This window comes from Streptomyces sp. W1SF4, assembly GCF_003950035.1.
GTDB lineage: Bacteria > Actinomycetota > Actinomycetes > Streptomycetales > Streptomycetaceae > Streptomyces > Streptomyces racemochromogenes.
This window is the reverse complement of sequence record NZ_CP034350.1, coordinates 6,877,691-6,899,585: the sequence shown is the minus strand read 5'-3', so window position 1 is coordinate 6,899,585 and position 21,895 is coordinate 6,877,691. Positions and strand designations below refer to the sequence as shown.

General features: G+C 76.8%; 16 protein-coding genes and 2 pseudogenes. 9 read left to right on the top strand and 9 right to left on the bottom strand.

Annotated elements, in window-relative coordinates; translation table 11 throughout:
* Window positions 1-11: 11 nt before the first annotated feature.
* Window positions 12-971 carry a SigB/SigF/SigG family RNA polymerase sigma factor gene (locus D1J60_RS32000; RefSeq protein WP_241253474.1) on the bottom strand — a complete coding sequence of 320 codons (960 nt, stop codon included), beginning with the start codon at window positions 969-971 and terminating at the stop codon, window positions 12-14.
* Between the two features lie 145 nt (window positions 972-1,116).
* On the opposite strand from D1J60_RS32000, the pseudogene D1J60_RS38315 reads away from it, so the two are divergent.
* Window positions 1,117-1,398, top strand: a pseudogene (locus D1J60_RS38315) (winged helix-turn-helix domain-containing protein); the annotation flags it as partial.
* Between the two features lie 443 nt (window positions 1,399-1,841).
* On the opposite strand, the gene D1J60_RS31985 reads toward D1J60_RS38315, so the two are convergent.
* Both D1J60_RS31985 and D1J60_RS31980 read right to left on the bottom strand, forming a co-directional pair.
* Window positions 1,842-2,615, bottom strand: a complete 774-nt coding sequence (locus tag D1J60_RS31985; protein WP_125823511.1) for a GntR family transcriptional regulator — start codon at window positions 2,613-2,615, stop codon at window positions 1,842-1,844.
* Between the two features lie 134 nt (window positions 2,616-2,749).
* Complete coding sequence (locus tag D1J60_RS31980) at window positions 2,750-4,288, bottom strand: IucA/IucC family protein (protein ID WP_125823510.1); 1,539 nt, start codon at window positions 4,286-4,288, stop codon at window positions 2,750-2,752.
* Window positions 4,289-4,401: 113 nt separating this feature from the next.
* Here D1J60_RS31980 and D1J60_RS31975 point away from each other — a divergent pair, with 113 nt between their 5' ends.
* Together D1J60_RS31975 and D1J60_RS31970 are read left to right on the top strand one after the other, a co-directional pair.
* Window positions 4,402-5,946: an IucA/IucC family siderophore biosynthesis protein gene (locus D1J60_RS31975; protein ID WP_125824310.1), complete on the top strand. Its 1,545-nt coding sequence runs from the start codon at window positions 4,402-4,404 to the stop codon at window positions 5,944-5,946.
* 56 nt (window positions 5,947-6,002) lie between these two features.
* Window positions 6,003-6,665, top strand: a complete 663-nt coding sequence (locus tag D1J60_RS31970; RefSeq protein WP_125823509.1) for a class I SAM-dependent methyltransferase — start codon at window positions 6,003-6,005, stop codon at window positions 6,663-6,665.
* Between the two features lie 191 nt (window positions 6,666-6,856).
* Here the strand turns inward: D1J60_RS31970 and D1J60_RS31965 are convergent, their stop codons facing one another.
* A complete protein-coding gene (locus D1J60_RS31965) occupies window positions 6,857-7,231 on the bottom strand; it encodes a hypothetical protein (protein WP_125823508.1) in 375 nt (124 codons plus the stop codon).
* A 271-nt stretch (window positions 7,232-7,502) separates the two neighbouring features.
* Here D1J60_RS31965 and D1J60_RS31960 point away from each other — a divergent pair.
* The 4 genes and pseudogenes from D1J60_RS31960 to D1J60_RS31940 form a co-directional block, all read left to right on the top strand.
* Window positions 7,503-8,189, top strand: a pseudogene (locus D1J60_RS31960) (AfsR/SARP family transcriptional regulator); the annotation flags it as partial.
* 1,566 nt (window positions 8,190-9,755) lie between these two features.
* The gene (locus D1J60_RS31950; protein ID WP_241253628.1) at window positions 9,756-11,606 is read left to right on the top strand and encodes an NB-ARC domain-containing protein; all 1,851 of its coding nucleotides are present in this window, start codon (window positions 9,756-9,758) and stop codon (window positions 11,604-11,606) included.
* A 111-nt stretch (window positions 11,607-11,717) separates the two neighbouring features.
* Complete coding sequence (locus D1J60_RS31945; RefSeq protein ID WP_125823507.1) at window positions 11,718-13,298, top strand: FAD-binding oxidoreductase; 1,581 nt, start codon at window positions 11,718-11,720, stop codon at window positions 13,296-13,298.
* A 46-nt stretch (window positions 13,299-13,344) separates the two neighbouring features.
* The gene (locus tag D1J60_RS31940; RefSeq protein WP_125823506.1) at window positions 13,345-14,595 is read left to right on the top strand and encodes a trypsin-like peptidase domain-containing protein; all 1,251 of its coding nucleotides are present in this window, start codon (window positions 13,345-13,347) and stop codon (window positions 14,593-14,595) included.
* Here D1J60_RS31940 and D1J60_RS31935 read toward each other — a convergent pair.
* Entirely contained in the window at window positions 14,549-14,944 is a 396-nt protein-coding gene (locus D1J60_RS31935) for a hypothetical protein (RefSeq protein WP_125823505.1), read from the bottom strand. The two genes, D1J60_RS31940 and D1J60_RS31935, sit on opposite strands and share 47 nt — an antisense overlap.
* An 85-nt stretch (window positions 14,945-15,029) precedes the next feature.
* Here D1J60_RS31935 and D1J60_RS31925 point away from each other — a divergent pair, with 85 nt between their 5' ends.
* Window positions 15,030-16,421, top strand: a complete 1,392-nt coding sequence (locus tag D1J60_RS31925; protein WP_241253473.1) for a histidine kinase — start codon at window positions 15,030-15,032, stop codon at window positions 16,419-16,421.
* The gene (locus D1J60_RS31920) at window positions 16,418-17,098 is read left to right on the top strand and encodes a response regulator transcription factor (protein WP_125596412.1); all 681 of its coding nucleotides are present in this window, start codon (window positions 16,418-16,420) and stop codon (window positions 17,096-17,098) included. Before D1J60_RS31925 ends, D1J60_RS31920 begins: the two co-directional genes overlap by 4 nt.
* A 44-nt stretch (window positions 17,099-17,142) precedes the next feature.
* On the opposite strand, the gene D1J60_RS31915 is transcribed toward D1J60_RS31920, so the two are convergent.
* The 4 genes from D1J60_RS31915 to D1J60_RS31900 all read right to left on the bottom strand — a co-directional run bounded on the left by D1J60_RS31915 (window position 17,143) and on the right by D1J60_RS31900 (window position 21,752).
* Window positions 17,143-18,489, bottom strand: coding sequence for a glycosyltransferase (locus tag D1J60_RS31915; RefSeq protein WP_125823504.1), 1,347 nt, complete (start codon window positions 18,487-18,489; stop codon window positions 17,143-17,145).
* Between the two features lie 12 nt (window positions 18,490-18,501).
* Window positions 18,502-19,656, bottom strand: coding sequence for a UDP-N-acetylglucosamine 2-epimerase (non-hydrolyzing) (wecB, locus tag D1J60_RS31910; RefSeq protein WP_125823503.1), 1,155 nt, complete (start codon window positions 19,654-19,656; stop codon window positions 18,502-18,504).
* 225 nt (window positions 19,657-19,881) lie between these two features.
* Window positions 19,882-20,592 carry a response regulator transcription factor gene (locus D1J60_RS31905; protein WP_125823502.1) on the bottom strand — a complete coding sequence of 237 codons (711 nt, stop codon included), beginning with the start codon at window positions 20,590-20,592 and terminating at the stop codon, window positions 19,882-19,884.
* A complete protein-coding gene (locus D1J60_RS31900; protein WP_241253472.1) occupies window positions 20,589-21,752 on the bottom strand; it encodes a PAS domain-containing sensor histidine kinase in 1,164 nt (387 codons plus the stop codon). Before D1J60_RS31900 ends, D1J60_RS31905 begins: the two co-directional genes overlap by 4 nt.
* Between the last annotated feature and the right edge of the window lie 143 nt (window positions 21,753-21,895).

Genomic DNA, 21,895 nt, shown 5'->3' with positions numbered 1-21,895 from the left:
TGTGAGGCGTGTCAGCGGCCGGGCTGTCCGGGACCCGGCTCGGGGTCGGCCAGCATGGAGGTGCGCAGGTGGGCGAGGAGCCGGGTGAGGAGCCGGGATACCTGCATCTGGGAGATGCCGAGCTCCGCGCCCATCTGGGCCTGGGTCATCTCTTCGCCGAAGCGCATGCGAAGCATGGTGCGTTCGCGGTCGCTGAGCCGTACCAGCAGCGGGGCCAGGGTCTGGATGTCCTCGACGAGCTCCAGGGCCGGCTCCTCCTCGCCCAGGACCTCGGCGAGGGTGTGGCCCTCGGCGGGACCGTCGCCGTGCTCGGCGTGCGGGGCGTCGAGGGAGCCGCTGGTGTGCCCGTTGGCGGCGACCAGGCCCTCTATGACCTGCTCCTCGGAGAGGTCCAGGTAGGCGGCGAGGTCGCGGACGGTGGGCGAGCGGTCAAGCCGGACCGTCAGTTCCTCCTTCGCCTTGGCTATCTCGATGCGCAGCTCCTGGAGCCGGCGGGGGACGTGGACGGCCCAGGCGGTGTCGCGGAAGTGGCGCTTGATCTCACCTGTGATGTACGGCATGGCGAGGGTGGCGAACTCGTTCTCGCGGGCCGGGTCGAACCGGTCGATGGCCTTGATCAGGCCGATGGTGCCGACCTGCACGAGGTCGTCGACGTCGCCGGCGGCCCCTTCGGCGCGCCCGCGGAAGCGGCGGACGGCGTACTGGACGAGCGAGGCGTTCATCTCGATCAGGGTGTTGCGCACGTACTGCCGCTCGGCGGTGCCTTCGGGGAGTTCGCGCAGGCGGGCGAAGAAGACCTTCGACAGCTCCCGCGCGTCCGCCGGGGCCACCTCCCGGGGCTCGTCGATCCGGGGCAGCCCGGCCTCGTGGGCCGCGGCCCGGCCGCTGTGGCGGGGGCCGGGGAGGACGGCGCCGGCGGTACGGGCCTCGGCGGGGTCGGCGGTACGGATGGCGTGGGCGGGGACCTGCATGGGGTTCGCTCCTTGGGCTGGTCGGCTTGCGGCGCGGGACCGGGACTGCCCTCGACTCTGGACCGTTTCCGCTCGCACGTCAAGAAATACCTGAAATACTTTTCGCGTCTTGTTTTGCGTCAAACACATGCCGCATCATGACGAGATGGGGAGCATGACACGTCGACAGAATTGGACATTTCTCACAAACCACGCGCGCGTCCTGGTGACCATCGCCCGGGACCCGGCGGCGCGGCTGAGGGATGTCGCCCAGGTGTGCGCGCTCACCGAGCGCACGGTCCAGGCGATCGTGGCCGACCTCGAATCGGACGGCTACCTCCGGCGCGCCCGCGACGGGCGGCGCAACCGCTACGAGATCTCGCCGGGGGCCATGTTCCGGCACCCCGCGGAGGCGGGGGTGGCGGTGGCCGGCCTGCTCGCCCTCCTCACCGGCGCCCCGCCCTCGGGGGAGGCGGGTGAGGAGGACGCGGACACCGAGGGCGCCGACGCCACCGCGGCCTACGCCCCGGATCCGGTCGCCGCAACCGCCGGGGAGACCTACACGGCGGGCCCCCAGCCAACCCACCCCCACTCCAGCCCCGCGGGCGTGTGAGGCGCCCGTTCAAGCCTCGCCGGCGTGTGAGGCGCGGGGGTCCGGGGGCCGAGCCGGCACCCCCAGCCTCGCCGACGTGTGAGGCGCGGGGGTCCGGGGGCCGAGCCGGCACCCCCAGCCTCGCCGGCGTTTGAGGCGCGGGGGTCTGGGGGCGGAGCCCCCGGGAGGGGTCCGGGCGCAGCCCGGGGAACGGGCGAAGGGTGGGGCGGGGAGCAGCCCGCGCAGCGGCACCCGCACCCCCGCAGCGGCGCCCCCACCCGCCCCGGCCGCGATGTGCGCTATGTCACGCGGAAGCCGATCGCCGCAGGCTCCCGGTGGAACGTCAGCCGGTCCCAGTCCGTGAACGCCAGGTCCGTCACGGCCAGCAGCCGGCCCGATCCGTCGTGCACGGTGCGGCGCACGGACAGCCCGCAGGCGGTCGCCCCGCCGGCCGGACGGGTGGTGCGGGTCATGGTGATGGTCTCCGAGGTCCGCCCGTGCGCGGCAGCCCGCTCCAGCCAGCGGTGCAGCGGCCGCAGGTCGTCGCCGCGGGCCCCGTCCGGCCGGTCGAGGTAGGCCGCGAGCTCCGGGGTCCGGGCCACGGTTCGCGGGCAGAGGTACGTCACCGTGTGCCGGACCGCGCGCCCGCCCGGCCCGTACACGTGGTGGTGGTGGACCAGGGTGCGTTCCCCGCCGCCCATCCCGAGCAGCCCGGCGAGCGACGGCGGCACGGTGACCAGCGCGAGCCGGGTCCGCGTGAGGCGGGGACCGGCACCGGCACCGGCGGCGGACGGCCCGCTCCGGGGGCCGGCGCCCGCGCGCCCGGCGCCCGGGAGGACCACGGCCCGCGTGCCCCGGCGCCCGGTGACGACCAGTCCGTCGGCGCGCAGCTCCTGGAGCGCGGCCCGGACGGTCTGCCGGTTGACCGCGTAGCGGGCGGCCAGGGTGCGTTCGGAGGGCAGTCTGCCGCCGGATGTCCGGGCGGCGAGGTCTAGTTCGTCCCGCAGCTGTGCGGCGATCCGCTGGTACTTGGGCGTGGCGGCCGGGCCGCCGCCCCGCGAAGGGGAGGGCATGGCTTCTCCTCTGACGGGTGGTCAAGGACTGCGCGGTCTGCCCGCCCAACCTAGCATTGGTCTATACCTTTCCACACGGGGGCTGCGGCGGCCCGGCCCAGCTTGGCCGAATCCCACGCCCGGCCGCCGCCCGCTCACTCCCCCCGCAGCGGGTTGGGCAGCGGCAGGTAGCGCGCGTCCGCCCCGTCCGCCCGGGTCCAGCGCAGCAGGAGGTTCGTCTTGGCCGGAAGCGCCGGGGCCGCGAGCAGCTCCGCGATCTCCGGCAGGCCGTGCTCGGCGTCGTAGCGCAGCAGCTCCTCGCGGACCGCCGGCCAGACCCCGCCGGCCGCCCCGGGGTGCCGTTCGGCCAGGGCCCCGCCCACCTCCGCGAGGTGGTTGACGACCAGGCAGTAGACGAGCCGCTGCCAGGCGTCCTCGCGCGGCATGTCCCCGGGGAGCTTCACGCCCTCCGCGTCGCGGAAGAGGGCCTGCACCGGCACGCCCCGGCCGTCCACGGCGACCAGGCAGTTCTGGAGGTGGGCCTCCAGCACGATCCCGTGCCGGGCGAACAGGTCCAGGACCGGAGGCACGACATGGCGCAGGTACGCCCGCCACCAGCCGGCCGGGTCGGGCGCGGACTCCAGCGGGCTGCCGGGGTAGCCCTCCGCGAGGGCGGCGGACAGCAGCGGCACCGCGCCCGCCGCCACCCCGCCGCGCAACCCGTCGCGGACGAGGACGGCCAGCTCCTCGAAGGCGAAGGCGGCGGTGCGGTACCCGCGGTCGGCCAGCCACACCGCACCCGATCCGGTACGGCGGCGCAGGTCGGCGAAGCCGGCCTCCACCGCGGAGTCGGTGCGGCGCAGCTTCAGCAGGTCGTGGCGCCACAGCCGGCGCACGTCGTTGGTGATCCGGACGTCGAGGCTGAACTTCGCGAACAGGTCGGCGTCGGCCCCCGGCGCGTACACGGTCCGCACGGAGGCGGTCGGCCACACCGGGAGCCGGGTCGGGCCGAGCCGCAGCAGCCGCCCGTCGGCGAAGGCCTCGCGCACCTCCCGCCGGCCGCCGACCAGCTCCAGCTGCCAGGGGTGCGCGGGCAGCGCGCGGTAGCCGGCGGGCGGGCGGGGGCCGTCGAGGATCCCGGCCAGCGCGTCGACCGCGTCGGCGGCGGCCCGGCCGCCCTCCTCGGCCACCTGGTCCTCGCGCAGCCCGAGCATCACGAGCGGGAAGCGGGTGTGCGCCTCGGGGGCGTACGGCAGCCAGCTCGCGGCGGGCGCGCCGCCCCGGGCCTTGGGCGCGGGGTGGTGCGGATGGCCCGTCACCAGGGCCTGCTCGGACAGGACGTACGGGTCCTCGGGCGCGTCGGCGGCCGCCCGGGCGGCCAGCAGCGCGGCGACGGCCCGGCGGCTGTCCTCGATCTCGCCGGGCAGCTCGTCGTTGGAGACGCCGGTGTAGCGGTGCAGTTCGTCGGAGACCAGCTTGACCAGCTCCGCGTGGCCCAGCGGGTGCCAGCCGTCCGCCGTCCGCAGCTCCGCGCGGTCGGGCCGGCGGCCGCCGGAGACCCGCAGCAGCCGCCCGCTGCCGCGCAGCCGGTGGACCTGCCCGCCCTCGGCCTCGCCCACCTCCCGGAGCAGGCAGTTCAGGAGCGGGGCGGCGCTGCGGGCGTCGGCGTCGGTGTTGAGGTCCACTGGTTCCATTCGGTCCGTCCGAGGTGTGCCGGCGGTGCGCGGGAGGGACCACCGGCCGTGATCTTCAGTATCCGCGATGATGACCTGATCACCGGTTGAACCGACCCGAGAGGACCGGACCCCTGGACCGCAGCAGGCATGTTTCCCCGCCCGACCCCGGGCACTCTCCCGCCACCGCCGCCGAGGCGGCCGCCGCGCTCGCGCTGGCCGGCGTACGGCCCGGGCTCGGGGCCGCGTACGAGGCCTCGCTGGACGGGGCCCGCTCCGCCGTGCTGACCCGGCTCTGGCGGGCGCTGGCCTTCGAGCCGCTGCCGTGGGTGGCGGGCCGGGAGCCGGGGCCGGACTCCCTCACCCTGCTGCTGGCCGACGGCCGGCGGCTGGAGGGGCCGCGCCCCGACCCGTACGCGACGGGCTCGCGCGTCGCCGAGGTCCGGCTCGACGGGCGGCCCCACCGGCAGGCGGCCCGGCTGGTCGAGGCGCTGGGGGTGCCGCACGGCGCCGCCTTCGCCGCCGAACTCGACGACAGCTCCGCCTCCCTGGCCCTGTCCCGGGCGGGGCAGCCGGACGGGGAGCGGGCGGAGCCGGCGGCCGGGTGGGAGTGGGAGCAACGGGTGGTGGACGGGCACCCGTACCACCCCAACTGCCGCTCCCGGCCCGGATTCACGGTGGCCGAGCAGTTGGCGTACGCGCCGGAGCACCGGCCGGTGGTGGAGCTCGGGCTGGTTCCCGTACGGGCCGCGGAGTGCCTGGTCGCCGGCCGGTGGCCGGAGCACCTGCGCGACGGGGACCGGATCCTGGTGCCGGTCCACCCCTGGCAGGCCGAGCACGTCCTGAAGGGCGAGGAGGTCCTGCCGGGGTTCGCCGCGCACCCGCTGATGGCGCTGCGCACGCTCGCCCCGGCGGCGGGCGGCCCGCACGTGAAGACGGCGCTGAGCACCCGGCTGACCTCCTCCGTCCGGGACATCTCCGCGTACTCGGTGGAGACGGCAGCCGTGGTCTCCTCGTTCGCCCACGCGCTGACCGAGCGGCTCGACGGCCGGCTGCACGTCACCCGCACGCTGGGCGCGGCCACCGCGTACAGCCCGGACCTGGCGGCGGTCCTCCGCGAGCCCCCCGAGGCGTACGCGGGTCCCGGCGAGCGGGTCGTGCCGGTGGCGGCGCTGGCGGGCACGGACCTGGCCGGGTCCGCGGCCTGGCGGGCCGCGTTCGCCCGGCTGGCGCTGTCGGTGTGCCTGCGGGTGCTGGACCTCGGGGTGGCGCTGGAGGCCCACGGGCAGAACCTGCTGGTGGTGCTGGCGCCCGACGGGAGCCCGCTGCGGCTGGTCTACCGCGACCTGGCGGACATCCGGATCAGCCCGGCCCGGCTGGCCCGGCACGGCCTGCCGGTGCCGCCGCTCTCCGGGCGGCTGGTCACGGACGACGGGACGGCGCTGCGGCGCAAGCTGTTCGGCTCCCTGGCGGCCGGGGCCCTCGCCTCGACGGCGGGCTCGGCGGAGGCGTTCGCCGACTGCCTGGCGGCCGGGCTGGACGCCGCGGAGCCCACCGCCGACGCGGACGCGCTGCGCAGCGGACCGCTGCCGGTCAAGGCGCTCACGCTGATGCGGCTGAGTCCGGGGGTGCCGGGCGACCAGTGGGCGGAGCTGCCGCCGCCGCTCGCCGGGGGCTGACCGGCGTCGGGCTGCCGGGGTGAGCGGGGCTGCCGGACGGGCTACTGTTCAGGGGCATGACACAGACCTCGCGGCTCAGTGCCGTCCAGGCGTCCTACGACACCGTCGCGGCCGACTACGCCCGGCTGCTGGACGGCGACCTGGAGGGCCGGCCCCTGGACAGGGCGCTGCTGAACGCCTTCGCCGAGTACGTGCGCGGCGGGGGCGGCGGGGCGGTCGCCGACCTGGGCTGCGGCACCGGCCGGGTGACGGCTTACCTGGACGGCCTCGGCGTACGGGCCTTCGGCGTCGACCTCTCCCCCGCGATGGTGGCGGTGGCCAGGCGCAGCTATCCGGGTCTGCGGTTCGAGGTGGGCCGGATGGCCGGGCTGGACATGGCGGACGGCGTGCTGGGCGGGGTCCTCGCCTGGTACTCCACCGTGCACACCCCGCCCGGGGAACTGCCCGCCGTCTTCGCGGAGTTCGCCCGGGTGCTGGCGCCGGGAGGCCATGCGCTCGTCGCGTTCGCGGCGGGGGACGGGCAGCGCCGGCTGGAGCACGCCTACGGGCATCCGGTCGACCTCGACGTGTACGGGACCCCGCCGGAGCTGATCGCTTCGCTGCTCGCGGGGGCGGGCCTCGCGGAAGTCGCCCGCACGGTCCGGGAGCCCGGCGCCGACGAGCAGGACCCCCAGGGCTTCCTGCTGGCCCGCAAGCCCCCGCGGGGGGCTGCGGGCTGAGCCGCGCGGGTTCCTGCCGCCCCGCAGGGCCCGGCGGGGGCTGTGGGCTGAGCCGCGCGGGGGCGCCGCGGGCGCGCTCGGGAAACCGGGGGCGGCTCCGGACGCGCCTGGTGCGCGGGCTGGCCCGCGTGCCGGGGCGTTGCGGGGCCGGGCGGGCCCGCACGGGTGGCTCCGCCGTCCGCCCGGTGTCGTCAGCTCTGCCGGCCGGTCCAGCTGCCGCTGTTCAGGCGGTGGCGGAACCAGAGGTCGCCGTCCCTGCCCACGGCGGAGATCGTCGGGTTCCAGGTGTGGTTGCCCTCGATGCGGACGCCGCCGCGGACTTCGCCGCCCATCGACTCCCAGCCGGACCAGCCGCCGCTTGTGTTGCCGTAGCGGGTCCACACGGCGAAGTCGGTGCCGACGATGAAGACCTGTCGCGTGCCGTCCGGGAAGGTCTGCCAGGCCTCCCCGTACTCGCAGACGTAGTCGCCGCCGAGGCCGGACACGTGGCAGGAGCCGGCCGCGGCCGGGTTCCGGGCCGGGCCGGGGCCGGAGCCGCCGACGCCACACCGGTCAGTCGGCCGCACCGGGCACCCGCCCCCACGGGGCGGGGAGGACGGGTGTCCGGTGTGGGCCTCCCCCGACGAGGAACAGCGTTCCAGCGCCCGCAAACGCGGCCCTAACGCCGGGCTAAGGAACCGCCGCCGGATCCTTGCGTCACACTGTCGTCCGAGTGCCCGTCCGCGCGTCGTCGCAGGTACGGGCGGTGCGGGGCGGTTGCGCGGGCCGGTGACGATTGGCCGGGATCCCCCTCATCCACCGAAATACCGAGACATATGCTCGGGCGGGGAAAAGCAGATGGAAGGGGCATGCATGCGGTTCCGCGTGCTGGGGACGGTCTCCGCGGTGGCGGAGTGCGGGAGGCCCGTGCAGTTGGGTCCCGCCAAGCGGCGGAGCCTGCTGGCGATGCTCCTGTTGCGGCCCAACGCGGCCGTCGGGGTCGACCGGCTGACCCGGGCGCTGTGGGACGAGGACCCGCCCCGGCACTCCCGGACGGTGCTACAGGGTCACGTCTCGCGGCTACGGGCCCTGCTCGCCGAGCACGGCGCCGCCGACCACGGGGTCGAACTCCTCACCCAGGGGCCGGCGTACGCGCTGCGGCTGCCCGAGGCCCGGGTGGACGCCCACTGCTTCGAGCGGTTGCACCGGGAAGCCCGGGAACAGTGCGAACCGGCCGACACGGTACGGCTCCTGCGGGACGCGCTCGCGCTGTGGGAGGGGCCCGCGCTGGGCGGGACCGTGGGCGGGCCCCTGCTGGAGGCCGCCGCGCACGGGCTGGACGAGCTTCGGCTGGCCGCCGTGGAGGAGCTGGCCGGGGCGCACTCGCTGCTGGGCGAATACGCGGCGGCGGCGGCGCTGCTGCGGGTGGAGGCCGTGCTGCACCCGCTGCGGGAGCCGCTGATCGCCGCGCTGATGCTGGCGCTGGGCCGGTCGGGCCGGCAGTCGGACGCCCTGGACTGGTACCACCGCACGCGGGAACTGCTCGCCGAGCAACTGGGTGTCGACCCCGGAGCGGTGCTCTCGGACGCGTACACCGCTCTGCTCCGCTCCGCGACGCCCCCCGGTGCGGCCACAAGGCCCCCAGCCCGGCCGGGCCGTGGAGCCGGCGGGGCCGCAGGCCCGGGAGTCGGCGGACCCGGGCGGCAGGCCGGGCCGGCGGGCACGGCAGGCAGCGGAGCCGGGCGGCAGGCCGGGGCGACAGGAATGGGAGCCGCCGGGACCGGTCCCCGCCCCGGAACGTCCGAGGTGGCCGGGGTAGCCGGGACGCCCGGGACGCCGGGGGGATCCGGGACGCCGGGAGGATCCGGGACGCCCGGGACCGTAAGGGCCACCGAGGCCACGAGCGCAGCCGAGGCGGCAGGGGCAGCGGGGGCCGCAGGTACCACCGGTGCCACGGATGCTGCCGGGACGTCAGGTGCCCACAGGGCCATGGGGGTCACAGGGGCTTCCGGGGCCACACATACCCCCGGCATCACGGGGGCCTCCGGGACCCCCGGGGCCACGAGTACCGGGGCCGCGTGTACCCCCGGAACCACAGGGACCCCCTGGGGCACTGGCGCTGCCGGGACCCCGGATGCCTCCAGAGACGAAGGGGTTGGGGGTACTGCCGGGGCCAGTGGAGTCGTAGGGGCTGCCGAGGGCGTAGGGACCCCCGAGGCCGGTGGAGCCGCAGGGGTGGCGGGCACTCCCGGAGCCACCGAGACAGCAGGCACCCCTGGGGCGGGGGGTACCGGCAGCGCTGCGGGGAACCCTGGGATACCCGCGCAAACAGGCACCGCCGGAGCCACCGGCACCCCTGAGGCCGCGGGTACTCACAACCCCGCGAGGACCCCCGAGGCACTCGGGGGCACAGGCACCGCCGGGACCACCGGCACCCCCGAGCCCGCGGGTACTCACAACCCCGCGAGGACCCCCGAGGCACTCGGGGGCACAGGCACCGCCGGAGCCACCGGCACCCCCGAGGACGCAGGTACCCACAATCCCGCGAGGACCCCCGGGGCATCCGGGGGTACAGGCACGGCCGGGACCACCGGCACCCCTGAGGCCGCGGGTACTCACAACCCCGCGAGGACCCCCGAGGCACTCGGGGGCACAGGCACCGCCGGGACCACCGGCACCCCCGAGGCCGCGGGTACCCACAACCCCGCGAGGACCCCCGAGGCACTCGGGGGCACAGGCACCGCCGGGACCACCGGCGCCCCTGAGGCCGCGGGTACTGGCGGCCCCGCGAGGACCCCCGGGGCATCCGGAGTCATTGGCCCCGCCGGGGCCACCGGCACTCCCGAGGCCGCGGGGACTACCGGCGCGGCGGGGACCCCCCGGGCCGTAGGCCGCGGCGGGGCCGCGGACGGGGCCACAGGGGCCGGCAGGACCGCAGGTACCCCCGGGGCACCCGAGGCCGCGAGTACTACCGGGGCCGAGGGGTCCCCCGGGGCCATAGGGGCCCCCGGGGCCATAGGGGCCGTAGGGGTCACCGGCACCCCCGGCACCCCCGGGGCTCGGTATGGGGAGGCGTTTTCGTGGGGGCGGGACTCGGTGGGGCCGCAGTTGTTGCCCCGGCGGCCCGGGGGGTTCACGGGGCGCGGCGGGGAACTGGCGGCGCTCGACCGGGCCGTGGCGGCCGGCCCCGGCCCCGTCGTCATGCTCACCGGCAGCGCCGGCGTCGGGAAGACCGCGCTGGCCCTGCACTGGGCGCACCGGCGCCGCGCGGACTTCCCCGACGGCCGGCTCTTCGCCGACCTCCACGGCTACAGCCCCATCCCCGCCCGGGACACCACCTCCGTGCTGCGCGAGTTCCTGCTCGCGCTCGGCCTCCCCGCCGAGCGGATGCCCGACTCGCCGCAGGCCCTCGGTGCCCGCTACCAGGAGCTGACCGCCGGGCGCCGGATGCTGGTCGTGCTCGACAACGCCCGTGACTCCGCGCAGGTGCGGCCGCTGCTGCCCGGCGGCGACGACTGCGTCACCCTCGTCACCAGCCGCAGCCGGCTCGGTGAGCTGGTGGTCTCCGACGCCGCCCGCCCCGTGCCCGTGCGCGAGCTGCCCGCCGCGCAGTCCACCGAGCTGCTCGCCGCCGTGCTCGGCCCGGAGCTGGTCGCGGCCGAGCCGGAGGCCGCCGCGCGCCTCGCCGGGCTGTGCGACGGCCTGCCGCTGGCGCTGCGCGTGGCGGCGGCCCGGCTCGCGACCCGCCCGCACCAGGGGCTGGCCGCCTTCGCGGGCGAACTCGCCGACGAGCACACCCGGCTGGACCTGCTGAACGTGGGCAACACCGGCGTCGCCGCCGCGCTCCGCCTCACGCTCCAGCACCTGCCGGAGCCGGCCCGGCGGATGTTCCACCGGCTGGGGCCGCACACCGGGGCCGCCCTCGACGTCCGCACCGCCGCCGCGCTCGGCGGCTGCCTGCCCAGTCAGGCCGCCGCGGCGCTGGACCAGCTGGCCGCCGCCCAGCTGGTGGTGGAGGCGGGCCCGCAGTCCTACGTACTGCACGACCTGGTGCGGCTCTACGCCCGCAGCCTGTCGCCGGGGCACGACCCGGAGGGGCTGCTGCGGCTGCTCGACCACTGGCTGCGCACGCTCCTCGCGGCCTGCGCCGCCGCCGAGCCGGGCAGCGAGCCCTGCTGTGCGCTGCCCGACGGGGTCCGGCGGGCCGCCCCGGTGCGGCCGTTCGCCGACCGCGCGGACGCCCTGGCCTGGTTCTCCGCCGAACGGGACGCGCTGCGCGGCGCGGTCGAGTCGGCCGTCGCCGCCGGGCTGCACGACCGGGCCTGGCGGCTGGTGCTGCTCCAGTGGCCGCTGATCGTGTGGCAGGTCCGCGACGGCTGGGTGCCGTTGCTCGAACGGGCGCTGGCCTGCGCCGAGGCCGACGGCGACCCCGGCGCCCAGTCCCGTACCCGGGCCCTGCTCGGCTGGGTGCTGTCGGAGGAGGGCCGCCCCGAGGAGGCCCTCGCGCAGCTGGAGCTGGCGCCGGACCTCGCGGCCCTGGCGGGCGACGCCAACGCGGAGGCCATCGCCCGGATCAACCTCGCCGTGGCGCTCGTACGGGCGGGGGAACGTGCCCGGCCCGCGGAGTTGCTGGGCGCGGCGCTCGCGCTGGCCGAGCGGGCGGCCCGGCCGGACACGGCCGCCCTGGCCCTCCAGCACCTCACGGAGCACCTGCTGACGGTGGGAGCGGCCGAGGCGGCCGCCGACCACGCGGTCCGGGGCCTGGCGCTGGTGGCCCCGCCGGCGGCGGCGCCCCGGCGGGTGGTGCTGCGCACCCTGTACGGCGAGGCTCTGGCCGCGACGGGCCGCAGGGGCGAGGCGGTGCGCCAGCTCGACGACGCCGTGCGGGAGGCGCGGGCCCACGCGTACGAGGAGGGCGAGAACGCGGCCCGTGCGGCGCTGGCCGCGCTGGCGGAACGTTAAAGCCGGTCGGGGGGCCGCCCGCGGGCGCGGCCGTGGTCCGTTCGGGCGGGAAGCGGCGCCCGGCGGGCCCGCCTGCTCGGCGATCGGGCCCGGCGGTGGCAGGAAGGAGGAATGAGCCTTCCACGCCGCCGGATTCTCGCGAGTACGGCAGCCGCCGTGCTCGCCGCCACCGGGACGGGCGCGCGGGCGGACGGCGCGCGGACCGCCGGCGCGCGGACCGCCGGCGGGCGGCCAGGTGCGCGTTCCGCGGGCGGGGCGGGGCCCGACTTCGGGGCGCTCGGCCGTGCGATGGACGGCCGGCTGGTCCTTCCGGGGGACGCGGACTACGCGGAGGCCCGGCAGCTCTTCCAACCCCGCTACGACACCGTCGCGCCCGCGGCGGTGGCCTATCCCGCGCACGCCGGGGACGTGGCCGTCTGCCTCGACTTCGCCCGGCGCTCCGCCGCCGCGGTGGTGCCGCGCGGCGGCGGCCACAGCTACGCGGGGTGGTCGACGGCCGCCGGCGCGCTGGTGGTGGACACCGGGGCGATGGCCGCCGTCACGGCCGACGGCGACGAGGTGCGGGTCGGCGCCGGGGCCCGGCTCGCGGAGGTGCACGAAGCCCTCGCCGCGCGCGGCCTGGGCGTCCCCGCCGGGCTGTGCCCCTCCGTCGGCATCGCCGGGCTGGCCCTCGGCGGCGGGCTGGGGCTGGGCTCGCGGGCATACGGGACGACCTCGGACCGGCTCTCGGGCGCCCGCGTGGTCACCCCGGACGGGGTGGTCCGCGAGGTCGGCGCCGACCGGGACCCCGACCTGTACTGGGCGCTGCGCGGCGGCGGGGGCGGCAACTTCGGCGTGGTCACCGAGCTCCGGCTGCGCACCCATCCGGTCGGGGACGCCGCGTACGCCGAACTGCACTGGCCCGCCGGGGACTCCGCGGCGGTGGTGCGGGGCTGGCAGCGGTGGCTGGGCGGGCTGCCGGACCCGTTCTGGAGCCAGGTGGAGTTCACCGTGGAGGCGGGGCGGGAGTCGGTCCCGGCCCTCCGGGCGGTGTGCCTGGACGGGCGGGCGGAGCTGGAGCGGGAACTGGCCCGGCTGACCGGCCTGGTGGGCCGGGAGCCGCGGGACGCCTGGTCCGCCGTACGCGGTTACGGGGACACCGTGCGGGCCATGGCCGGCTGCGCGGACCGCGGCGCCGGGGAGTGCCGGCTGCCGGGGCGGCTGCCCGGCCGGGATCCGCGGGGGCGTCTGGGCCGGGAGTCGTACGCGGCCCGCTCCGACTTCTGGGACGGCGGGGGCCTGCCGGATGCCGCGGTGGCGGCGGTGCTCGCCGCGATCGGGCGGTACGGGCGCGAGGTGCCGGGCGGCGGGTTCGGGGTGGTCCAGCTCGACGGGGTGTGCGGCGGGGCCGTCAACCGGGTGCCCGCCGCGGCCACCGCGTTCGTGCACCGGGACAGCGCCTTCCTGGCCCAGTACCTCGCGTACTGGCCCCGGTCGGCGGCGCCCGCCGAGGTCGTGCGGCACCAGGGCTGGCTCGACGGGCTGTGGCGGGACCTGCGCCCGTGTGCGGGCGGCCGCGCCTACCAGAACTACGCCGACCCGGGACTCGCCGGCTGGCGCGGGGCCTACTACGGGTCCAACCTCCCCCGCCTGGAGGAGATCAGGCGTGCCTACGACCCGGGCAGGCTGTTCCGCTTCCCCCAGGCCGTCTAGGCGGCGTCTTGTGGATCAGGCCGGTCACGACAGGAGCGAGCGAGACATGCGACGTTTGTTGACAGTGGTGACGGCCGCGGCCGCGGCGGCCGCCGCCCTGATGCTGCCGGGCGGGGCACTGCCCGTCGCTCCGGCGGAGCGGGCCGAGGCCGCCTCCGAGCGCTGGTCGGCGCGGGAGGCCACGGCCTTCTGGACGGAGGACCGGATGGCCTCCGCCCTGCCCGTGACCGAACCGGAGCCGGGCTCGGGCGCCGTCCCGGCCTCCGGTCCCGGGCCGGCGGCGGCCGGTCCCGCGTCGCCGGGGCCGTCCCCGGCGACGGCCCCGTCCCAGGCTGCCGACCCGGCCTCGCCGGCCCGGCCGGAGGCGCCGCCCGCGCCGGCCTCCCCCGATGCCGCCGTACCCGCTCCGGACGCCGCCGTGCCCGCTCCTGAGGCACCCGACGCCGCCGTCCCCGGCCCGGCGTCCGCCACACCCGCGCCGGCCGCACCGGCACCGGCACCGCCGACCGAACCCGCCGTGCCCGTACCGGCGCCCGCGCCGAGCGGGTCCGACAAGGCGGCCGTGCCGGCCACGAACGGCGTCGGGCAGGACTTCGACGGCATCCCGGTCGTCGGCCGGATGTTCGTCATGCAGGGCGGCGGCGCCTACTTCTGCACCGCCAGCGTGGTCTCCTCCCCCAGCCGCGACATGGTGCTCAGCGCCGCGCACTGCCTGCTCGGCACGGACACCCGCCAGGTGGCCTTCGTACCGCAGTACACGCGCGCGAAACCGCGCCCGTACGGCCTCTTCCCCGTGCTGCGGGACGCGGCGGGCCGCTCGAAGGTGTGGATCGCCCCCCGGTACCGCACCGACGGGCCCGATCGGGCGGCCACCCTCGACGTGGCCTTCGCCCAGGTCGGTCCGGGCTCCGACGGCCTCCCGGTGGAGGACGTCGTCGGCGGGAACCGGCTCGTCACCGGGGCCACCTTCAACCACCCCAAGGTCACCCTGATCGGCCATCCGGCGGCGGCGGCCCGCCCGCGCGTGTGCGTCAACAAGACGACCAAGTTCACCAGCGGCGACCCGAAGAGCCCCGGCTCCTTCCTGCGGATCGACTGCACCGGCTATCCCGGCGGGACCAGCGGCGGCCCCTTCCTCGCCCGCTACGACGCGCAGACGATGACCGGGGACGTCGTCGGGGTGATCGGCGGCTGGAAGACGGGCGGGCCGACCGCGGACACCTCGTACAGCTCCTACTTCGGGGCGGAGATCAGGAAGCTGTACCAGACGGCGGTTGCCGGGGCACTGGTGCGGTGACCACCCGCTCCCAGCGGGTGCGGCGCGGGTTGCCGACCGTACGGGGCGTCGCCGGGACGCCCGCGGCGGTCAGCGGGTCGGCCGGGGAGAGGGCGAGCTGGCGGCGCAGGTCCGCCAGGGCGGCGTGCACCGGCGCGAGGATCACCTCGGCGCGCGGGTGGACGTACGCGAGGGCGTGCGCGGTGGTCTCGATGGTCTCGGCGGCGTCCTCGGCGGCGGTCCGGCTCCATCCGCCGGGCCCTCCCCCGCTCCAGGGCGCGACGGCGTCGTAGAGGTGGCAGGCGGCGTCGGCCGCGGCGTCGGCCCGTTCACCGACGCCCGGCCCCGCGATGGTCGGCAGCAGCTCCATGCCCGCTCAACGAGCGGGACGCGCCGGGGGAACGAGACCCTCGCGGATCCCGGCCGGCGGCGCGTGCGCATAGGCTGGCGGGATCATGAGCCTGAGAGTGCGCAAGCCCGCCGGCGGGAGAAGGCCGGACGCGGGGGCGGCGACGGCCGGCGCGGCCCGTGAGCCGCGGCCGTCCGTCGGGTGGGACCGGTTCGCGCGGGCGCTGCGGACGCCCGCGCGGGCGGGCGAGCCGTTGCTGGCGCGGGCGGCCAGCCCGTGGCTGCGGATGCTGCCCTTCGCCGTGATGGGCGTCTTCGTGGTGTCGCTGCTGCCGGTGACGATCGCGGTGCTGACCAACGACTACGGCATGGGCGGCGGCCTGGCCGGGGCCCTGGGCGTGGCGCAGACGGTGCCGCTGCTGCTGGCGGTGTCGCGTCCGGTGGCCGCCTGGGGCGCGGTGCTGCTCGCGGACGTCGTGGGGGCGGTGCTGCTGCTGGTGGGCGCGGACCGGGTGGCGGGGCAAGCCTGGCCGTGGACGCCGATGGTGGTGGTCGGCTACCTGGCGCTGATGGTGTGCGTGGGGCTGCGCGAGCCGGTGCGGACGCTGGTGCGGGTGGGGCTGGTGACGGGTGCGGCCGGGGTGGTGCTGGGGTTCTTCGCGCCGGCCGGGGTGACGAACACGGTGGCGCTGCTGTTCGTACTCAGCGGCTGCGTGCTGGCCGTGACGGGCGCGCTGCGCGGGCTGGGTGACGCTCGGCAGCGCGTCGCCGAGCAGGAGAGCATCAGCGAGGCGGAGCGGGCCCGGCGCACCCTGCTGGAGGAACGGGCGCGGATCGCGCGGGAGTTGCACGACGTGGTGGCCCACCACATGTCGGTGATCACGGTGCAGGCGGACTCCGCCCCGTACCGGCTGCCCGGCCTGGAGGGGCCGGTGCGGGAGGAGTTCGCGGCGATCGCGGCCAGTGCGCGCGAGTCCCTCGGCGAGATGCGGCGGCTGCTGACGGTGCTGCGGGGCGACTCGGGCTCCGACGGCGCGGAAGGCGACCGGGCGCCGCAGCCGGGCATCGCGCGGATCCAGCAGCTGGTGGAGGCGACGGTGCGGGCGGGGCAGCCGGTGGAGTGCTCCCTGGCCGCCGCTCTGGCGGACGCGCCGGTGCCGCCGGCGGTGGACCTGTCGGCGTACCGCATCGTGCAGGAGGCCCTCGCCAACGTGGTGCGGCACGCCCCGGGCGCGCCGGCCCGCGTCTCGGTGACGTACTCCGCGCAGGACGGGGAGGTCCTGGTGCTGGTCGTCAACGGGCCGGCCCGGGACGCGGTGGTGGAGCTGGAGCGTTCCGGGACGGGGCACGGGCTGGTGGGGATGCGCGAACGCGTACGGTTGACCGGCGGGACGCTGGACGCCGGCCCGCTGCCCGAGGGCGGTTTCCGGGTGGCCGCCCGGCTCCCCCTCGACCCGCCGCCCGACCCCGTCGCCTCCCGCACCGAGGAGCCCAGTTGACCATCCGCGTGATCATCGTCGACGACCAGGCCATGGTCCGGGCGGGGTTCGCCGCGCTGTTGTCGGCGCAGGCCGACATCGACGTGGTGGGCGAGGCCGCCGACGGCCGCCAGGGGATCCGGGTCTCGCGCACGGTGCACCCCGACGTCGTGCTGATGGACGTACGGATGCCGGAACTGGACGGGCTCTCCGCGGCCCGCGAGCTGCTGGACCCGCCGCCGGGGGTGACGCACCGGCCGAAGGTGCTGATGCTGACCACCTTCGACATCGACGACTACGTGTACGAGGCGCTGCGCGCGGGCGCGTCCGGGTTCCTGCTGAAGGACGCCCCGCCGGCGGACCTGATCGCGGCGGTCCGGGTGGTCGCCTCGGGCGAGGCGCTGCTCGCGCCGTCGGTGACGCGCCGGCTGATCGCGGACTTCGTCCGGCAGCGGCCGGCCCCGCGCAGGGATCCGGCGCTGCGGCTGAACGGGCTGACGCCGCGCGAGACGGAGGTGCTGGAACTGATCGCGCGGGGGTTGTCGAACCAGGAGATCGCCGCGCACCTGGTCCTGGCGGAGCAGACGGTGAAGACGCACATCGGCCGGGTCCTGGGGAAGCTGGACCTCCGCGACCGGGCCCAGGCGGTGATCTTCGCGTACGAGGCGGGCCTGGTCCGCCCGGGCGACGCCGCCTGATGCGTGGTGGCGGTGCCTGGTGGCCGGTGCCTGGTGGCGGGTGGCTAGTGCTCCAGGGCGACCGGGCCGGTGGTGACGGGGTCGGCGTTGCGGCGGGTCTTGGACCAGCCGGTGCGGCCCCGGAGGATGCGGACGAAGGCCCGGGCCGCGACGGGGAAGAGGTGGTAGGCGTACAGCCACAGGGCGACGCCCCACAGGAGCCCCCGGGCCCGGGAGGCGTCGGGGGTGAAGTCCCTGCGGTAGACCGGGCCCCACAGGAGGAAGGGCAGCACCGAGAGCACCGCCAGGCCGAGCGCCAGGGGCCACCAGGCGAGGGCACCGGTGAAACCGTTCAGGGCGAGGACCGCCAGCAGGACGGCGGAGAGCACCAGGGAGAAGAGGTGCGCCAGCGGCTGGCCGAAGGTGTACAGGGTCTCCAGGACGCCGCTGCCGGTGTAGTGGCGTGAGGAGAGGATGCGCGGGGCGTAGCGGACGCACTGGAGGTTGCCCTGGGCCCAGCGGGTGCGCTGGGCGAGCAGGCGCCGGGCGTGCGGCAGGCCTTCCTGGGACACCCAGGTGTCGGCGACGTGGCTGATCCGGTGGCCGGTGAGGATCATGTGGAGGCCGAGTTCGTAGTCCTCCAGCAGGGCCGCCTCGCGCCAGGGGCGGCGTTCGGCCTCGGCGATCCGGTCCAGCGCCGACAGGCGGGTGAACTGGCCGTTGCCGCCGAGCCCGACCGATCCGGTGCGGGCGCGCAAAAGTTGCATGCCGGCGTTGGACACGGCGAACTCCATGTCCTGGACGCGGACCAGCAGGCGGGCGAGGGCGTTCGCGGCGCGGCCGCGGTCCGGCAGCGGCCGCGGGTCGTCGACGTTGCGCATCCGCACGCTGACCTGCACTCCCCCGGTGTCCGGGTGACCGAACCCCTGGGGGCCGCTGACCAGGGACGGGGCGGCGGGGTCGAGCCGGCCGTCGGCGTCGACGACGCAGACGACGACCCGCTCCCGGTCGGCGCCGGGGCCGAGCAGCTCGCCGAGTTCGCGGTACGCGGCGTTGAGCGCGGCGCCCTTGCCGGTACGGGCCTCGGGCCGGAACCGGCTCACCAGGTGCAGCTGTACGTCGTCCTCGGCGAGGGCGGCGACGATGGCGCCGGTGCGGTCGTCGCTGGCGTCGTCGACCACCCACACGTGGGCGTACGGGAAGTCGGCGCGGAGCCGGGCGACGGTGGTGGCGACCACGGCCTCCTCGTCGCGGCAGGGGACGAAGAAGTGCCAGTCGAAGGCGGCCGGATCGCCCGGTTCGGTCGCCGGCCGGTTGCGGTAGGCGTGCCGGGATCCGGCGGCGTAGAGGAGGAAGCCGGCGAGGAGGAGGAAGGGGAAGAGGAACAGGAGGAGGTGGTCGGTGTGCGGCACGGGGGCGGGTCCTCAGGCGGCGAAGGGCCGGGCGGCGGGGGCGGACGCGGTGGCGGCGGGGGCGGGGGTGGCCGGGCGGGCCAGCAGGGCGGCGATCCGGCGCGAGGCCAGGCCGTCGCCGAACGGGCTCGGCAGCGCGGCGAGCCGCTCGCGCAGGGCCCGGCCCTGGCCGAGCCGCTCGCGCGCGGCGGCGCCGAGCTCCGGTCCGGGGCGTACGAGGGTCGCGAAGTCGGCCATGGCTTCGGGGCGTTCGGTGGAGTTGCGGACCACGACCAGCGGGCGGCCCAGTACGGTCGCCTCCTCCTGCACCCCGCCGGAGTCGGAGACCAGCAGCGCCGCGTGCCGGGCCAGCCCCAGGAACTGCGCGTAGCCCAGCGGCGCGGTGACCCGCAGTGCGTCCAGGGCCCCGGCCAGGCCCTCGGCCTCGATCCGGGCCCGGGTGCGGGGGTGCAGCGGGAGGACGATCGGGAGGGTCCGGGCCAGGCCGGCCAGTTCGCCGAGCACGGCGCGCAGCGCGGCCGGGTCGTCGGTGTTCTCGGGCCGGTGCACGGTGGCCAGTACGTACGCGTCCGGGTGCACGCCGAGCGGGGCGAGCAGGGCGTCGCGGTCCCGCGCACCGGGCAGGTGGGCGCGGACGGCCTCGACGACCGTGTTGCCGGTGAGTTCGATCCGGTCGGCGGGCAGGCCCTCGGCCAGGAGGTTCTCCCGGTTCTCGGGGGTCGCCGCGCACAGCACGTCGGCGAGCCGGTCGATCAGCACCCGGTTGTGTTCCTCCGGCATGGCCCGGTCGTGGCTGCGCAGCCCCGCCTCGACGTGGACCAGGTGCAGGCCGCGGGCGTTGGCCGCGAGGGCGCCGGACAGGGCCGCGTTGGTGTCGCCCTGGACGACGACCGCGCGGGGCCGGTGCCGGGTGAAGAGCTCGTCGAGCTGGGCGAGGCCGGCCGAGATCTGCACGGCGCGCGGCCGGCCGCCGATGCCCGTCAGGTACGTCGGCTCGGGAAGGCCCAGTTCGCCCAGGAAGCGGCCGGACATGTCCTCGTCGTAGTGCTGCCCCGTGTGCACGAGCCGGGCGGCGGGGCCGAGCAGGCGGCACAGCTCGGTCAGCTTCACCAGTTCGGGACGGGTCCCGAGGACGACGGCGATGCTGCGCGGGGGCAGGCCGGTCATGCGGAGGCTCCTTGCGGCCGGACGGGGCGGGACACCCCGGAGCGTGGGGAGCGGGGGTTGCCGCACGCCGCCGTACCGGTTGCCGGACGGTTGCGATCACGGACGGCGGGGCGGCTCGGGCCTTTCGGCCCGTGCCGGCGGGGCCTTTGCGCCCCGCCGGGGGCGGGCCCTACGTCCCGGGCCTGGGCGACGGGACCGGCAGCGGGACCGGGACCGGCAACGGCCTCAAGGCCGCTCGTCGCGTTCGTCGCGTTCGTCGCCCTGGTAGCGGTAGCCGAGTCCGCGCACCGCCTCGATGGGGTCCTCCGCGTGGCGGCCGGCGGCCTGCTGGATCTTGCGCCGGACCCGCAGTACCGCGAACTTGACCCGGTCCCGTCCCAGGCCCGCCGGGTCGTCCCACACCTGGACGAGCAGCTGGTCCGTGGTGACGACCCGCCCCCGGTTGCGTACGAGCGTCTGCAGCAGCCGGTACTCGATGTCGCTGAGGCGGATCTCGGCGCCGTGCCAGAGGACGGCGCGGCGCTCGGGGACCAGGTGCAGCGCGGAGTCCTGCCGGTCCCCCGCCCAGCCCGGCCGTCCGGCGCGGCGCAGGAGGGCCTCGATCCGGGCGAGCAGTTCCTCCTGCCCGAAGGGTTTGGGCAGGTAGTCGTCGGCACCGGCGCGCAGCCCCCGTACCCGGTCCGCCTCCTCCCCGCGGGCGGTGAGGAGCAGGACCGGGAGGTCGGTCAGGTCCCGGGTGCGTTCCAGCACCTGCCAGCCGTCGAGCTCCGGCAGGCCGATGTCGAGGAGCATCAGGTCGGGACGGTCCGCGAACAGGCGGCGCAGGGCCTCCCTGCCGTCGGCGGCGTGCCGGACCTCGTACCCGGCTCGGCCGAGGAGGGCGCGCAGGGCGGCGGCGAGGTCGGGGTCGTCCTCGACGAGGAGGATCCGGCTCACGGGACGACCGCGCCGGTGTCGGCGCCGGTGTGGGGGCCCGGCCCGGCGACGGGCAGCCGTACGGTGAACACGGCTCCGCCCTCCTCCCCGCCGGGGGCGTCGGCGACGAACAGGTCGCCGCCGTGGCGCCGTACGATGTCGCGGCTCAGCGCCAGGCCGAGGCCGGTCCCGGGGTATCCGCCGTTCTCGGCGTTGGGGGCGCGGACGAAGCCGGAGAAGATCTCCTCCCGGTAGTCGGCGGGCACCCCGATGCCGGTGTCGGCCACGTCGACGGTCCAGTGGTCGCCGTCGACGGCCGAGGTGACGGTGACGGTGCCGCCGGGCGGGGTGAACTTGGCGGCGTTCTCCAGCAGGTTGGCGAGGACGTGTTCGAGGCGGAGCTCGTCGCCGTGGAGGGGCGGGCCCGGAGCCGCGTCGAGGACGACGAACACGCCGGCGGCCTCGGTGGTCGCGATCCGGTCCAGGACGGCGTGGGTGAGCATGCGCGGTACGTCGACCTGGCCGAACTCCAGGTTCAGCTGGGGTGCGCGCATCCTGGTGGTCTCCATCAGGGTGGTGATCACCCGTTCCATGCGGCGGGCGTTGCGGTGGACCGCGTCGAGGAACTCGCGCTGCTCCGCGGTGAGCGGGCCGGAGACGGGATCGGCCAGCAGTTCGCAGAAGCTGATGACGGAGGCGAGCGGGGTGCGCAGGCTGTGCGAGGCCAGGGCGACGAACTCGTTGCGCTGGCCGGCCAGTTCGGCGAGGGTCCGGTTGTCCCGTTCGAGGGCGTGCGCGCGGCGCTTCTCCTCGGTGACGTCCTCGGCGGTCCACAGCGAGCCGAGCAGGTTGCGGTCGGGGTCGTAGAGGGGCTCCACGTCGCGGCGGATGATCCTGCCGTCCTTCAGGGGGATCTCGGCGGTCCGGTGGATCCTGCGGGCGGCGATCGCGTGCGCGGTGTCGACCACCCAGGCGGGGCGTTCGGCGAAGGTCGCGCAGACCGCCTCCACCACGGGGCCGAGGGGGGCACCGGGGGTGTGGGCGACGCCCACGGCGTCGAGGCCGAACATGTCGGTGAAGCGGCGGTTGACGGCGATCACCTGCTCGTCCCCGCTCTGGACGATGGCGGCGCGCGGCAGTGCCTCCAGGACGGCCTGCACCTGGGCCGGGGCGGTGTGCACCCCGCCACGGTACGCCGGGACCCGTGACCCGGCGGTGAGGACACCCCCGGGGCGGTCCGAGCGGCGGATACACCCCAATAGACCCCATTCCTGACAGTTGACGGCCGGTGTGTCCGCCGGTCCGGTCCGCGTCGGGCCACCCG